Raw genomic sequence first — 13,870 nt, forward strand, 5'->3', positions numbered from 1 at the left:
TATGAAGCATGCAACAACACGCATCCTGCAGCTGAGCGCGCTGGCGCTGGTGCTTAGCGCCGCTGCGGCTCAGGCGGCAGACCGTATTGCCTTTATTCCAAAATTGGTGGGCGTGGGCTTCTTTACCAGCGGCGGTAACGGTGCCCAGCAGGCCGGGAAGGATCTCGGTGTGCCGGTGACCTATGACGGCCCGACCGAGCCCAGCGTGGCGGGGCAGGTGCAGCTGATCAACAACTTCGTCAACCAGGGCTATAACGCCATTATCGTCTCCGCCGTTTCGCCGGACGGCCTGTGCCCGGCGCTGAAGCGCGCGATGCAGCGGGGCGTGAAAGTGCTGACCTGGGATTCAGACACCAAGCCGGACTGCCGCAGCATCTATATCAACCAGGGTACGCCCCAGCAGCTTGGCGGCATGCTGGTCGAAATGGCGGCAAAACAGGTCACGAAACCGGCGGCTAAGGTGGCCTTTTTCTACTCCAGCCCAACGGTGACTGACCAGAACCAATGGGTCAAAGAGGCGAAAGCGAAGATCGAAAAAGAGCATCCGCAGTGGCAAATCGTGACCACGCAGTTTGGCTATAACGATGCCACCAAGTCGTTGCAAACCGCCGAAGGGATTTTAAAAGCTTACCCGGATCTGGACGCGATTATTGCGCCGGATGCTAATGCGCTGCCCGCCGCGGCTCAGGCGGCAGAGAACCTGAAGCGCAGCGATGTGGCCATTGTTGGATTTAGTACGCCGAACGTAATGCGCCCGTATGTTGAGCGCGGCACGGTAAAAGCTTTTGGCCTGTGGGACGTTGTGCAACAGGGCGAGATTGCGGTCAACGTCGCCAATGCGCTGCTGAAGAAAGGCGATCTTAACGTCGGGGACAGCGTGGAAGTGGCGAAAATCGGCCCGCTAAAAGTCGAGCCAAACAGCGTGCAGGGCTACCAGTATGAAGCGAAAGGCAACGGGATTGTGCTGCTGCCGGAGCGCGTCGTGTTCACGAAAGACAATATCGGTAACTACGATTTCTGAGGGAGGAAACCATGGCAGATCTGGATGATATTAAAGATGGAAAAGACTTCGGTATTGGCCAGCCGCAGGAAAACCGGGCGTTTTACCTGAAGGGAAGCGGAGCCCTGGACTGGGGCATGCAGTCTCGCTTGGCGAGGATCTTTCATCCCAATACCGGGCGCACCGTAATGCTGGCCTTCGACCACGGCTATTTCCAGGGGCCGACCACCGGGCTGGAGCGCATTGATCTCTCTATTGCGCCGCTGTTCCCTGAAACCGATGTGCTGATGTGTACTCGTGGCATTTTGCGCAGCGTGGTTCCGCCCGCGACCAACAAGCCAGTCGTGCTGCGCGCCTCCGGCGGTAACTCGATCCTCAGCGAACTCTCACGCGAAAGCGTCGCCGTAACGATGGAGGATGCTTTACGCCTCAACGCCTGCGCGGTAGCCGCGCAGATTTACATCGGCAGTGAGTATGAGCACCAGTCAATCAACAACATCATCAAGCTCGTGGACGAGGGGACGCGCTACGGCATTCCTACGCTTGCGGTCACCGGCGTGGGCAAAGAAATGGCCCGGGACGCGCGCTACTTCTCGCTGGCCAGCCGTATCGCCGCCGAGCTTGGGGCGCAGTTTGTAAAAACTTACTTTGTCGAGGAAGGGTTTGAGAAAGTTGCCGCCAGCTGCCCGGTGCCGATCGTTATCGCCGGAGGTAAAAAGCTGCCCGAGCAGGAGGCGCTGGAGATGTGCTTTAAGGCGATAGACCAGGGTGCGTCCGGTGTGGATATGGGGCGCAATATCTTCCAGTCTGAAGCGCCACTGGCGATGCTGCAGGCGGTGAAGAAGGTGGTGCATGAGAATGTGTCTGCCCGCGAGGCTTATCAGTTCTGGCTTGAAGCGAAACATCAGGGAGGTAAGGCATGAACGTAACGCTGGTGGAGATCAACATTAAGCCCGAACGGGTCGATGAGTTTCTGGGCGTGTTTCGGGCGAATCATGAAGGCGCCATCAAAGAGCCGGGTAATTTACGTTTTGACGTACTGCAGGACCCGGATATTTCGACGCGATTTTTTATTTATGAGGCATATCAGGATGAGGCTGCGGTGCTGGCGCACAAGAAAACGCCGCACTATCTTGCCTGCGTTGAGAAGCTGGATGAGATGATGTCTGAGCCGCGTAAGAAGCAAAATTTTATTGGGCTGCTGCCGTAGGGATTGCCCCTCTCCCTTTTAGGGAGAGGGGAGGGTTAATCAGCTTTCCTGCGCCTCTGCCGTCTCAGTCTGCGTCACTCTCAGCCTGTAAAGCGCGCGCCTGGCGCACTCAAGCACATGCTCACACTGCTCAATGGTCAGCGTCAGCGGTGGCTCCACGCGAATAGTTTTCGAGTTATTCAGCGTCCCGGCCACCAGTACCTGCTGGCGGAACATTTGGCTGGCAAAGTCGTAGCCAATGTCGTTATCGCGGAATTCAATCGCCATTAACAGCCCCTGGCCGCGCGCCTCAACAACAAGGTCCGGGAACTCACGGGCAAGCGCCCGGAAGCCATCCAGCAGCAACTGCCCTTTTTGCGCCGCCTGCGCAGGCAGGTTTTCTTCCAGCAGGTAATGAATGGTCGCCAGCGCCGCCGCACAGGCTAGCGGGTTGCCGCCAAACGTGGTGGTGTGCAGGAACGGGTTATCGAACAGAACGGAAAACACCTCTTCCGTCGCGACCGTGGCGCCAATCGGCATCACGCCGCCGCCTAACGCTTTGGCAAGGCAGAGAATGTCTGGCTGCACGTTTTCGTGCTCGCAGGCAAACATCTTGCCGGTACGGCCCATCCCGGTTTGCACCTCATCCAGAATCAGCAACACGCCAAATTCATCGCAAAGCTGACGTACCGCAGGCAGGTAGCCCGCAGGCGGCAGAATCACCCCACCTTCCCCCTGAATAGGCTCCAGGATCAGCGCGGCGACATCATCACCGGTTTTGCGACATTCGCTGAACTGCGTGCGCAATGCCTCGATATTGCCAAATGGTACGTGGCGGAAGCCCGGCAGCAGCGGCATAAACGGCTTGCGGAAGGTGGATTTCGCCGTGGCGGAAAGTGCACCCAAAGACTTGCCGTGGAATGCGCCACTGGTGGCAATAAAGGTAAATTTCCCTCGTGGTGACTGGTACGCCTTTGCCAGTTTGATGGCCGCTTCGACGGACTCGGTGCCGCTATTGCTAAAGAAGCTGTATTTGAGTTTACCCGGGGTAAGTGTGGCAAGCGTTTTGGCAAGCATCGCCCTCAGGGGGTCGAGCAGTTCCTGGCTGTGCAGGGGCTGCTTTTCTAGCTGATGCTGGACGGCGGAAACAACGACTGGATTACGGTGCCCCACGTTAAAGATGCCGAACCCACCCAGGCAATCAATGTACTCTGTCCCCTGGGTGTCGACAAGCGTATTCAGGCTGCTCGCTTGCCACTCTACGGCTCCGTAATCCCCGCCGGCGGTAACGGACTTGCGGTACTCAAGAAAACCTGGATTAACATGCTGCTGGAAGCTATCCACAACCTCCCGGTTTAGCGCCTTCATCTCCTCATGGGTAAGTGACTTCTTTTCGATAATGTTCAGTGCGTGCGCCGTACAGGCAAGGGCCGAGGCGCTGGAAGGTAACCTGTTCAAAATGTGCTCCTGGGTGTGGCGTATCACGCGATACACAAAATAAGTATTGCAGGGATTGCGCCAGGTAGCGCTCCGTAAGTGAAATCGGGATAAACGCCCGCAGGACTGCATCTGTGCAATAATTAATCACAATAGATTACATTTTGCGTGTTTTAATGCTGAAGGCCCGTCGGATGAGCACCGCCTGGCTGAAAAGAGTCGTGCACCGTTTTGGGGCGAAATGTTTCCCTCTGGCGCAAAAGGAAAATAAAAGCGGCACATATTATTGTTTAATATTTCTTAATGGTTAATAGATGCTTATTTATTGCGGCTAGCCTGTGGCAATAAATGTCTTTAATCGTAAAGTTTTTAATATGAGCTCTCCGTTTATGATTCGTTTAAGTTATAGTCTGGCGTGAAAATTAACCCTGGATGTTCGTTATCATCAGGTGGTGGATATTAACTTGACCCGTTAAACATAAGGCGAGCACAGCGTGACTATCAATATAAAGGACATCGATAGCTCTTTATCAGAGCTGAATATTGCCATCCGCGATCATTATAACTGGGCAAATAAATGCCTGCGTCTCAGCCTGCTGGGCGGTGAGCCCGATAAAGAAATAAACGATTCACACTCCCACCGGCATTGTCGCTTCAGCCGCTGGCTGAACCAGCGTATGCAAGGTGCGAGCCTGGACCGGGAGTTGATTCTGCAGATCGATAAATATCACACGGCTATGCATGATGCCGCCCGGGCATTAATGTTATCTATTATCGCCAGACAGGTTAGCGAAGAATTACTGAATCATTACAATGAAGCGCAACAAAAGTTTATTTCCAGTATCGATCAATATAAAGAATACCTTTTTTCCTACCGTAATTTGTACGACGCTTTAACGGGCCTGCCGCTCCGACATTTAATGTACCAGGAGTTTCCACTAATACGCACCCGCTGCGAACGGGCGGAGCGCAGCCTTTATTTGCTGATCATGGATATTGACCGATTCAAAACGATCAATGACACCTGGGGCCACAACGCCGGCGATGATGTGTTGCGTAATGTTGCCTCCATTCTAAAAGAGGCCACGCGCAACGAAGAGCGCATTTATCGCTATGGAGGCGAGGAGTTCATCATGCTGCTTGAGGCGACCAGCCGCGAGCAGGCCGAGCGGGCCGGGCTACGCATTTGCAGGCACTTAGCCAGCCACCCGGTCAGCGTGGACGACCAGGCTATTCGCGTGACGGTGACCGGTGGGTTGACCCTCGTCAGTACCGACGACTCCCTGCACAGCGCTATTGGTCGGGCAGACAAAGCCATGTACTACGGCAAAAACACGGGTCGTAATCGCTGTATTCTGGCCTTGTCTGATGCAGAGATGGTGACGCTGGAATAATACGCTACGCGTGCGCCATTCTGTGTTCGCCGTTCACCAGCGCAGCACGATCGAAGCTGCGCTCAATCACCCCGTTGGCCATAAACGCCGCCCGGTCTGACATATGCGCAATCACGTCGGCATCGTGGCTGACCAGTAGATAGGTCATGCCGTGCTGCTGTTTCAGGCGGTTAAGCAGGTTGAGGATCTCAGCCTGTACCGACATATCCAGCGCGGAGGTCGGTTCGTCGAGCAGCAGAATCTTCGGGCGCAACAGCAGCGCACGGGCAATTGCCACTCGCTGGCGCTGACCGCCGGAAAGCTGGTGCGGGTAGCGTTTCGCCGCGTCTGCCGGCAGCCCGACCTGCCGTAAGGCTTCCGCCACACGGGCTTCAATCTCGCTTTCGCCGTGAATTTTCAGCGGCTCGGCCAGCGTGCGCCAAATCGTATGGTTGGGGTGCAGCGAAGCGTACGGATCCTGAAAGACCATCTGCACTTCGCGGCGGAGCGCCCCCTGGAAGCGTTTCCCTGCTGCAATGCTATTGCCCAGCAGTTCCACGTCACCTTTCCAGTCACGCTGTAGCCCGGCAAGCACGCGCAGGATGGTCGACTTTCCGCAGCCGGAAGCGCCAATCAGGCTAAATGTTTCGCCCTGTTCAATGGCGAAACTGGCCCCGGCGACGGCGGTTTTGACCCCGCCTTTGGCGGCAAACTGCACGTTCAGAGTATCAACCTTAACGATCGCCATGGGTTTCTCCTTGCTGGAATTCGCCGCGGTTCAGCGTCGGCAGCATCTGCCCGTAGGTGCCGGCATTTGGACGGCAGGTCCAGAGCGTGCGGGTGTAAGGATGCGTGGCCTGTGCCAGCTCGCCTGCGGCCATTTCATCGACTTTTTGGCCCTGGTACATCACCAGCACGCGGTGGCAGTGCTCAGCCACCAGCGGCAGGTCGTGGCTTATTAGCAGCAGTGCCATTTGCCGCTGTTCGCACTGCGCCACCAGCAGCTCAAGGATTTGGTTGCGCAGGCGGGCGTCCAGCGCCGAGGTAGGTTCGTCGGCGATCAGCACTTTGGGATTATTGGCAAGAGCAACGGCTATCATTACGCGCTGGCCCATGCCGCCGGACAGCTCGCCGGGGTAGCGCTGTAGCACTGAGTCCGGTAAGCCAACGGATTGCACCAGTTCGCGGCAGCGGTTACGACGTTCGGCGGTGGACAGCTTCTGGTGCAATCTAAGCGCTTCATCAATTTGTTGCAGCACGCTTTTTACCGGGTTTAGCGCATAGCGCGGGTCCTGCAGCACCATGGCGATATCGCTGCCGCGCAGCTGGTTCCAGCTTCGGGCATTCATCTCCAGCAGATCGTGACCCATCACGTTGAGTTGCTCTGCGCTCACTTTGCCCGGTTTACGCACCAGCCCCATCAGCGCGCGGGCCGTCATGGATTTGCCTGAGCCGGATTCCCCGACCAACGCCAGACGTTCATTGCCCAGCGTGAAGGAGAGGTTGTTAACCACGCGGCTGCCGGGGTAGTCGATATTCAGTCCGGAAACGGTAATTCTGTTAGTCATGTTGCGGCTCCAGCACGTCGCGCAGGCCATCGCCCAGCAGGTTAAAGGCCAGGCTGCTCAGCAGAATCGCGGTGCCCGGGATGGCGGCAATCCACCATTGATCAAAAATCACCTGCATCCCGTCGGCAATCATGGCGCCCCATTCGGACATTGGCGGGCGGGCACCTAAGCCCAGGAAGCCCAGGCCGGCGGCGGCAAGAATAATCCCGGCAAGATCCAGCGCCAGGCGCACGATGGCGGAAGGCAGGCACAGCGGCAGGATGTGGCCGACCAGCAGCCGGAAGCCTTTAATGCCCATCATTTCTGCGGCGGCCAGGTAATCGCTGTGGCGCAGACGCTGTATTTCACTTCTAGCCTGGCGGGCATAGGCGGGCCAGGTGGTCAAAGCCAGTGCCAGCGCGCCGTTAACCAGCCCAGGGCCAAGCATCGCCACAAAAGCAAAGGCCAGAATCAGGCGTGGCATCGACATCACCACGTCGGTAAAGCGCATCAGAATGCGCTCCAGCCAGCCACCATAATAGCCGGACAGAATACCAATCAGCAGCCCAACCGGCAGCGTAATAACGGTCACCAGCAGCACCAGGCCCAGCGCCGGGCGGGTGCCGTAGAGCAGGCGAGAAAGCAGGTCGCGGCCATAGCTGTCGGTGCCCAGCAGGTGATGGGCATTGGGGGCCTGCAGGCGCGCGGCGGCATCCTGCCAGTTAGGGTCGAACGGGGCCAGCAATGGCGCAAACAGCGCGATAAGCACCAGTCCGGCAATGATAATCAGCCCGCTAAGGGCGGCCGGGGAGCGCAGCATGCGTCGCAGAAAAAGAGAAGACGGCATCAGCGGATCCTCGGGTCGGTGGCGCGCACCAGTATATCGGTCAGGTTATTGATCAGCACAAACGACACGCCAATCAGCAGTGTACCGCCCATGATCGCGGTGGTATCACCCGCAAACAGCGCTGTAGTGAGATAGCGGCCAATGCCCGGCCAGGAAAAGACGGTTTCCGTCAGCACGGCGCCTTCCAGCATGCTGGTGTAGGCCAGGGCTATCACGGTGAACAACGTGCCGCGAATGTTTGGCAGTACATGGCGCAGCAGAATCGTCATGTCCCCTGCACCCTTCGCGCGGGCCAGCGTAATGTACTCTTTGTTCATTTCGCTCAGGCATGCCGTGCGGGTAAGGCGGGTGATGCTGGCGAGGGAATAATAGGCCAGCAGCAGCACCGGCAGAATCAGGTGGTTAATGGCGTTGAGAAACGCGCCTTTATCGCCGGACAGCCAGGTATCAATCAGCACGAAGCCCGTTTTGGCCTCGACGCTGTACTGGTAAATATCGTCGAGCCGCCCAGGACCGGCGCTCCACTGCAGGCGGGCATAAAATAGCGCCAGCATCAGCAGACCGAGCCAGAAAATAGGCACCGAGTTACCGAGCAGGGTAAACGTGCGTACCGCGAGATCCAGCGGCGAACCGGCAAACCGGGCACAAAGCACACCTAAAAACACGCCAAGCAGGCTGCCGACGATCAGCGCGAGGGTGGCAAGTTCCAGCGTGGCGGGGAAAGCCGAGAGCAAATCATGCAGCACTGGCTGGCCGGTTGAGCTGGCTATGCCTAAATCGCCGTGGGCGAGATTGACCAGATAATGCCAGAACTGCACGGGCAGCGATTGATCCAGCCCGAGCTGGTGGCGAACCTGATCGTAAGTTGACTGGCTGGCGTGGTCGCCAACGATTTGCAGCACCCTGTCCACCGGGGAAAGCGCGGACAAAGCAAAGGTAATCAGCAGCAGGCCAATAAGGGTCAGGGCAAGGGTAAATATTCCCTGAAGCAGGGTGAGCAGCGGACGCCGCAGACGCTGCGACGAAGGCGAGACTTCGGACATGGGTAACTCTTTTATGCGCTAATGGTGATTAACCCCCCGACCCGCTTCTTTCACAACGGAAAGGGCGGGGCGAGGGGCCGTTCAGTTATTTCGTGACGTTATCGTAATACACCATATCCGCATTCAGGCCCTGCTGGTAGCCTTTGATGTTATCGCGCACCACAACCTGGGTTTTACCCTGGTCAATAAACACATACGGGGAGCTACGCTGCAGCTCTGCCTGCAGTTTGGTATAGAGATCTTTGCGTTTGGCCGGGTCGGCCTCCGCCACGGCAGCAAGCGTTTGTTTGTTCAGTTCCGGGATCTGCCAACCGTTCAGCCCGGCTACGGTGCTGGCTTTGCCGTCGTTATAGGCGAAAGCGCTGGCGTTGGAGTGGGCGTCGAAGTAATCCGGGATCCACAGGCGAATGGCGGCCTGGTGCTGTTTAGCGCGCACTCGGGCATAAACCTGGCTACCGGCGGCTGGCAGCAGATCCACCTTCACGCCGCCCTGGGCAAAGCTCGCCTGCATAGACTGAGCGATGGTGATAAACGGCGGTTTATTTTCCACATCCAGCGAGAAATGCGCGTCTTTGATGCCGGCTTTCGCCAGGATTTCTTTCGCTTTCGCCGGATCAAATTTGAACGGGGTGTTTTCCAGTGCGCCCGCGAAGCCGACCGGCAGGAAGCTCTGGTGAACGAAATACTGGCCTTTCAGCAGATCTTTAGTGATGCCCTGATAATCCACCAGATAGCGAGCCGCTTCCCACAGCGCCGGGTTTTTCAGCAACGGGTTGGCATTATTACCGACGTTAAACACCAGATAGTTCTGCTCGGCAGAAGGGATGCTCAGCACCTTCACGCCTGGTTTGCCTTCCAGGGCGCTGGTCTGGTCAGATCCTAAATCACGGGCGATATCGGCGTCACCCTGCTGAATCAGCAGGCGGCGAGCGGCCGGATCGGGCACGTTTTTAATAATAATGTTCTTCACTTTTGGCGCGTCACCCGGAGATGTCGGGTTGGCATCCAGCACGATAGCCTGATGCGGCTGATAAACGCGCATTTTGAACGGGCCGCTGCCGGCAGAGTGCATTTTCAGCCATTCGTTGCCGAAGTCACCTGCTTTCACGTTTGGCTCAACCGCTTTTTCATCGACGATAGAAGCTATCGGTGTGGAAAGAATATTCAGCGCAACCGCCGGGCTAACGTCCGCGGTCCAGCGCACTTCCAGCGTGTGGTCATCCACTTTCTTCAACTGGCTGGCGATGTTATCCGGCTGCCAGCCCAGCACGTTCAGGATAAAGGCCGGGGATTTGTTCAGCGTTACCGCGCGGGTGTAGGAGAAGATCACGTCTTCCGGGCGCAGCGGGTTGCCGGAGGCAAATTTAGCGTCCGGACGTAGCTTGATGGTCAGCTTCTTATTGGCCGCATCGCCCTGCCAGCTTGCCGCCAGAATGGGTACCACTTTGGCCGGATCCGTGCGGTCTGCCTGCACCAGGCGCTGATAAAGGCTTGGCACGGTCTGAATACTTGAGAGCTCGTTGGCTTCAGCCGGGTCAAGGCTGACGATGTCATCCAGCCCTTGGGCTACCACCAGGGTATCCGGTGGCGTTGCAGCGTGGGAAGCTGCAGACAGCGCAGCCAGCAGCAGTAATGGCAGAACTTTTTTTTGCATGTGTGTACCCTGTAATTGTGTTTTTTATCGACTTTTCTCTGTGTATTTACGTTAGGTGAGTTATCTCAATTCACAAAGTCAAAATTGCGCTTTGCATATAAATATACGATATATTCAATGCGATAAAGTGATGAAAACTTGGGGGGCGGGGGCGTCTTCTGAAAGAGAAGGCAGATATCCTCCATGCAGCTCTGGCTAAGGTTCCGTTCACCCGCAGATCTATTTTCCCTGGGACGTTCATATGCTTTGTAGCGGCATATAAAAAGGGCTGGAAGTGAGCGGAATCTCATCCGCCCCTGCATTATCGTGGCTATTGGCCACGCAGAGGCAGAACCGGAAAAAGAGCAAAAAAAAGCCCCCACCTGGCGGTGAAGGCTCTCTATTTATCCCCCCTCCCTCAGCGGAAAGAGGGGCAGGGTGAGGGAGATAACTACTCGTTAATCCTCGGGTGCTGATCGACCAGCAAGGCACGTTTCTTCTGCAGATCCTCGATTTCCTTATCCAGGTCCTCAATTTTCTGCTCGATATTGTCGTGGTGCTCCTGAACAATTTCACGCGCTTCCGCGATGTCCGATGCCGCCGGTGTCGCGCCTTTCAGCGGTTTGTTGGCGGTTTCTTTCATGGTGATAGCGGTAATAAAGCCGATGATCGCCACCACCATCAGGTAATAAGCCGGCATCATCAGGTTTTGCGTAGTCTCAACCAGCCATGCGGCAAGCGTTGGGGTCAGGCCCGCAATCAGCACCGAAATATTGAAGGCGCTCGCCAGGGCGCTGTAGCGGATATGGGTCGGGAACATCGCCGGTAAGGTCGATGCCATCACGCCGATAAAGAAGTTCAGCACTACCGCCAGCACCAGCAGCCCCGCAAAAATCAGGCCAATAACGTTACTGTTTATCAGCATAAACGCCGGGATAGAGAACAGGAACAGACCGATACTGCCCAGGAAGATAAATGGTCGACGGCCAAAGCGGTCGCTCAGCAGGCCAATCATCGGCTGCACAAACAGCATCCCCACCATAATGGCGATGATGATCAGCACCCCGTGCTCTTCCGAATAATGCAGGTTGTGGGACAGGTAGCTCGGCATGTAGGTCAGCAGCATGTAATAGGTCACGTTGGTCGAAATAACCAGACCGATACAGACCAGCAGGCTGCGCCAGTGCTTGGTGGCAATCTCTTTGAACGAGACTTTTGGTCCTTCGGTCAGACCTTCGCGATCGCCTTGCTCCATTTTCTCAACGTGCTGCTGGAACGCCGGCGTTTCTTCCAGCGCGTGGCGCAGATAAAGCCCGATGATACCTAACGGCAGCGCAAGGAAGAACGGAATACGCCAGCCCCAGTCGAGGAAGTTTTCTTCGCCGACGATAGCGGTGATAAGCACCACCACGCCCGCGCCGCAGACGAACCCGGCAATCGAACCGAAGTCCAGCCAGCTGCCCATAAAGCCGCGCTTACGGTCGGGCGAGTACTCCGCCACGAAGATAGAGGCCCCGGTGTATTCACCGCCTACCGAGAAGCCCTGGGCCATTTTAGCCAGCAGCAGCAGGATAGGTGCCCAGATGCCGATAGTGGCGTAGGACGGTATCAGCCCGATAGCAAACGTACTGAGCGACATGATGACGATGGTGATAGCCAGGATTTTCTGACGACCGTATTTATCCCCTAGCATCCCGAAGAACAGGCCACCGAGCGGGCGAATCAGGAAAGGAACAGAGAAGGTCCCCAGCGCGGCAATCATCTGCACGCTTGGACTGGCATCGGGGAAGAAGACTTTACCGAGTGCGTAAGCAACAAAACCGTAAACACCAAAATCAAACCATTCCATCGCGTTGCCGAGTGAAGCGGCCGTGATGGCTTTTTTCAGACGCGCATCGTCAATGATAGTGACGTCACTGACCTTGATCGGTCTGACTTTCTTTTTCCTTTTTAACATTTTTTATCCTCGTGTTTTCCTTGCGGGGGTAAAAATTCCCTCTGTAAGTGTAGTGCGCCGCGCAATAAGCGCTGGTGAAAACTGCAGCACTCAGTTGAGGCGGCAATGGTGCGAAGTGAAAAGTAATAACCAATTGAAACTATGTGAAATGCAATGCTTAAACTAGTCTCATAAATTATGTGGCTAATACTTAGAAGTGTGATCAATATCAAATTTTTTAACTAAAGTAAAATTTCAGCACGCCGAAATAACATGCATACCACCAAAGAATTAACATCTGGATAACCTCTCAAAGGGAGTTGCTATGTCCGCCCATGTGCCGGTCACCCAGCGTGAATACACGCTTGATGACGATACGACCCTGATGTCCACCACCGATCTGAAAAGTTACATTACGCACGCTAACGATACCTTCGTGCAGGTCAGTGGCTACTCGCTACATGAGTTAAGCGGCGCCGCACACAACCTCGTGCGTCATCCCGATATGCCAAAGGCGGCCTTTGCCGATATGTGGTTCACCCTCCAGCAGGGCGAGCCGTGGACCGGCATCGTGAAAAACCGCCGCAAAAACGGTGACCATTACTGGGTACGCGCCAACGCGGTGCCGGTGGTACGTCACGGTAAAACCACCGGCTATATGTCTATTCGCACCAAAGCCTCGCCGGAAGAGATTGCCGCCGCTGAGCCGCTCTACAAGGCGCTGAACGAGGGTCGCAGTAACAAAACCGTTTATAAAGGCCTGGTGTTGCGTAAAGGGGTGTTTGGCAAGCTGCCGACCATGTCCCTGCGCTGGCGTATCCGTGGGTTAATGAGCGGTTTGTTTATTCTGCTGCTGGCCTCTGCGTTCGCTCTCGGGCAAAGTCCGCTGCAAATGCTCGCCATCGCGGCATTTACCGCCCTCGCTTGCGTCTTGCTGGAGTGGCAAGTTGCCCGCCCGCTGGAAAACGTTGCCCGTCAGGCGCTGGAAGTGGCAACCGGCAACAGCCACCGGGTGAAGCACCTCCAGCGTAGCGATGAAATTGGAGTGATCCTGCGCTCTATCGGCCAGCTTGGGCTGATGTGCCGCTGGCTTATCAACGACGTCAGCAGCCAGGTGGCGAACGTACGCAGCGGCAGCGAGGCGATGGCCAAAGGGAACGACGATCTGAATGAGCGTACCCGCCAGACGGTGGTTAACGTGCAGCAGACGGTGGCCACTATGAATCAGATGGCGGCGTCGGTACAAACCAACTCGGAAACCGCATCGGCGGCGGACAAGCTCTCCAGCTCCGCCAGTGATGCGGCGGCGCAGGGCGGACAGGCGATGGAAACCGTGGTCACCACCATGGACGACATTGCGGACAGCACCCAGCGCATCGGCTCGATCACCAGCCTGATCAACGATATCGCTTTCCAGACCAATATTCTGGCGCTCAACGCAGCGGTAGAAGCGGCTCGTGCCGGTGAGCAGGGCAAAGGGTTTGCCGTGGTGGCCGGGGAAGTGCGTAACCTCGCGCAGCGCAGCGCCAGCGCGGCCAACGATATCCGCAAGCTGATTGACGCCAGCGCCAGCAAGGTGCAGTCCGGCACGGTGCAGGTTCATGAGGCGGGGCGAACCATGCAGGATATTGTGGCTCAGGTGCAGAACGTGACCCAGCTTCTCGGGCAGATAAGCCACGCTACCTCAGAGCAGGCGGATGGCCTGGCGGACATTACCCGCGCGGTGGCGGAGCTGAACGCCATCACGCAGAAAAATGCCGCGCTGGTGGAAGAGAGCGCGCAGGTGTCGGCGATGGTTAAACACCGCGCAACTCGCCTGCAGGATGCGGTCACGGTTCTGGGTTAAGGCGTGCAAAGCGGGCAGT

12 protein-coding genes are annotated in these 13,870 nt (G+C 56.6%); 5 read left to right on the plus strand and 7 right to left on the minus strand.

What is annotated here, in order from left to right:
* Nucleotide 1 precedes the first annotated feature (1 nt).
* From VW41_02445 to VW41_02455, 3 genes are read left to right on the plus strand one after another with little or no spacing between them, the layout of a single operon-like run.
* A complete protein-coding gene (locus VW41_02445; GenBank protein AJZ87989.1) occupies nt 2-1,021 on the plus strand; it encodes an autoinducer 2-binding protein lsrB in 1,020 nt (339 codons plus the stop codon).
* 11 nt (nt 1,022-1,032) lie between these two features.
* Nucleotides 1,033-1,923: an autoinducer 2 aldolase gene (locus VW41_02450; GenBank protein AJZ87990.1), complete on the plus strand. Its 891-nt coding sequence runs from the start codon at nt 1,033-1,035 to the stop codon at nt 1,921-1,923.
* Nucleotides 1,920-2,210 carry an autoinducer-2 (AI-2) modifying protein LsrG gene (locus tag VW41_02455; GenBank protein ID AJZ87991.1) on the plus strand — a complete coding sequence of 97 codons (291 nt, stop codon included), beginning with the start codon at nt 1,920-1,922 and terminating at the stop codon, nt 2,208-2,210. Before VW41_02450 ends, VW41_02455 begins: the two co-directional genes overlap by 4 nt.
* Nucleotides 2,211-2,249: 39 nt before the next feature.
* Here VW41_02455 and VW41_02460 read toward each other — a convergent pair whose 3' ends face one another.
* Nucleotides 2,250-3,674 (minus strand): putrescine--2-oxoglutarate aminotransferase, encoded by a 1,425-nt coding sequence (locus VW41_02460; protein ID AJZ91824.1) that lies wholly within the window; start codon nt 3,672-3,674, stop codon nt 2,250-2,252.
* A 446-nt stretch (nt 3,675-4,120) separates the two neighbouring features.
* On the opposite strand from VW41_02460, the gene VW41_02465 reads away from it, so the two are divergent.
* A complete protein-coding gene (locus tag VW41_02465; protein AJZ87992.1) occupies nt 4,121-5,020 on the plus strand; it encodes a GGDEF domain protein in 900 nt (299 codons plus the stop codon).
* A 4-nt stretch (nt 5,021-5,024) separates the two neighbouring features.
* Here VW41_02465 and VW41_02470 read toward each other — a convergent pair whose 3' ends face one another.
* The 6 genes from VW41_02470 to VW41_02495 all read right to left on the minus strand — a co-directional run bounded on the left by VW41_02470 (nt 5,025) and on the right by VW41_02495 (nt 12,026).
* Nucleotides 5,025-5,747, minus strand: a complete 723-nt coding sequence (locus VW41_02470) for a peptide ABC transporter ATP-binding protein (protein AJZ87993.1) — start codon at nt 5,745-5,747, stop codon at nt 5,025-5,027.
* Entirely contained in the window at nt 5,734-6,567 is an 834-nt protein-coding gene (locus VW41_02475) for a peptide ABC transporter ATP-binding protein (GenBank protein ID AJZ87994.1), read from the minus strand. Before VW41_02475 ends, VW41_02470 begins: the two co-directional genes overlap by 14 nt.
* On the minus strand, nt 6,560-7,393 hold the full coding sequence (locus VW41_02480; protein AJZ87995.1) for a peptide ABC transporter permease: 834 nt from the start codon (nt 7,391-7,393) through the stop codon (nt 6,560-6,562). The genes VW41_02475 and VW41_02480 overlap by 8 nt, the downstream gene beginning before the upstream one ends.
* Nucleotides 7,393-8,436: a peptide ABC transporter permease gene (locus tag VW41_02485; protein AJZ87996.1), complete on the minus strand. Its 1,044-nt coding sequence runs from the start codon at nt 8,434-8,436 to the stop codon at nt 7,393-7,395. The genes VW41_02480 and VW41_02485 overlap by 1 nt, the downstream gene beginning before the upstream one ends.
* A gap of 85 nt (nt 8,437-8,521) precedes the next feature.
* Entirely contained in the window at nt 8,522-10,090 is a 1,569-nt protein-coding gene (locus tag VW41_02490) for an ABC transporter substrate-binding protein (GenBank protein AJZ87997.1), read from the minus strand.
* Between the two features lie 430 nt (nt 10,091-10,520).
* Nucleotides 10,521-12,026, minus strand: coding sequence for a glycine/betaine ABC transporter (locus VW41_02495; GenBank protein AJZ87998.1), 1,506 nt, complete (start codon nt 12,024-12,026; stop codon nt 10,521-10,523).
* Nucleotides 12,027-12,330: 304 nt separating this feature from the next.
* Between VW41_02495 and VW41_02500 the strand changes: the two genes are divergently transcribed.
* Nucleotides 12,331-13,851 (plus strand): aerotaxis receptor Aer, encoded by a 1,521-nt coding sequence (locus tag VW41_02500; GenBank protein AJZ87999.1) that lies wholly within the window; start codon nt 12,331-12,333, stop codon nt 13,849-13,851.
* The last annotated feature ends 19 nt before the right edge of the window (nt 13,852-13,870 follow it).

Origin of the sequence: Klebsiella michiganensis, assembly GCA_000963575.1 — a bacterium.
GTDB lineage: Bacteria > Pseudomonadota > Gammaproteobacteria > Enterobacterales > Enterobacteriaceae > Cedecea > Cedecea michiganensis_A.

What these genes read in the sequence shown, in the direction of transcription:
- VW41_02500 (AJZ87999.1), top strand. Translation starts at nt 12,331, where the DNA reads ATGTCCGCCCATGTGCCGGTCACCCAGCGTGAATACACGCTTGATGAC.
- VW41_02480 (AJZ87995.1), bottom strand. Translation starts at nt 7,393, where the DNA reads ATGCCGTCTTCTCTTTTTCTGCGACGCATGCTGCGCTCCCCGGCCGCC.
- VW41_02485 (AJZ87996.1), bottom strand. Translation starts at nt 8,436, where the DNA reads ATGTCCGAAGTCTCGCCTTCGTCGCAGCGTCTGCGGCGTCCGCTGCTC.
- VW41_02445 (AJZ87989.1), top strand. Translation starts at nt 2, where the DNA reads ATGAAGCATGCAACAACACGCATCCTGCAGCTGAGCGCGCTGGCGCTG.
- VW41_02475 (AJZ87994.1), bottom strand. Translation starts at nt 6,567, where the DNA reads ATGACTAACAGAATTACCGTTTCCGGACTGAATATCGACTACCCCGGC.
- VW41_02495 (AJZ87998.1), bottom strand. Translation starts at nt 12,026, where the DNA reads ATGTTAAAAAGGAAAAAGAAAGTCAGACCGATCAAGGTCAGTGACGTC.
- VW41_02455 (AJZ87991.1), top strand. Translation starts at nt 1,920, where the DNA reads ATGAACGTAACGCTGGTGGAGATCAACATTAAGCCCGAACGGGTCGAT.
- VW41_02450 (AJZ87990.1), top strand. Translation starts at nt 1,033, where the DNA reads ATGGCAGATCTGGATGATATTAAAGATGGAAAAGACTTCGGTATTGGC.
- VW41_02470 (AJZ87993.1), bottom strand. Translation starts at nt 5,747, where the DNA reads ATGGCGATCGTTAAGGTTGATACTCTGAACGTGCAGTTTGCCGCCAAA.
- VW41_02490 (AJZ87997.1), bottom strand. Translation starts at nt 10,090, where the DNA reads ATGCAAAAAAAAGTTCTGCCATTACTGCTGCTGGCTGCGCTGTCTGCA.